This window comes from Flavobacterium buctense, from assembly GCF_014486695.1.
GTDB classification, from domain to species: Bacteria; Bacteroidota; Bacteroidia; order Flavobacteriales; family Flavobacteriaceae; genus Flavobacterium; species Flavobacterium buctense.
Genome location: NZ_JACTAB010000035.1, coordinates 1 through 383, shown reverse-complemented (window position 1 = coordinate 383; position 383 = coordinate 1). Strand labels below are relative to the sequence as shown.

General features: G+C 38.9%; 1 protein-coding gene. It reads left to right on the top strand.

The window, feature by feature from the left end:
* A partial coding sequence (locus ICG50_RS13045) for a hypothetical protein (protein ID WP_187661334.1) occupies positions 1–383 on the top strand: 383 nt, incomplete at both ends.

Here is a 383-nt window from a genome sequence, read left to right as displayed (position 1 = left end):
GTTTGGTAAGTGTTTCTTTGCCGGGTTCAATTGTTTGTACTCAAAATCTAAGTGGAAGTGCTGTAGTTACTGTTAATCCATTACCGGTGATTACTAATGTTCCTGCTAATGTGATAGTTTGTTCGGGCGAAAGTGTTGTCACTAATGCTTTTGTGAGTTCACCTGTTGGAGCCAATTTTACTTGGACAAACAGTAATACTTCAATTGGTTTAGCCGCTTCAGGGACGGGTAATATTCCAACTTTCATAGCTTTTAATAATGGGACATCGGTTACGGCAACTATCAATATTACAGCTACATTAAATAACTGTACCACTTCGGGTTCTTATACTATTACGGTCAACCCATTACCGGTTCCTAATCCTATAATTGCAGCTTACGAG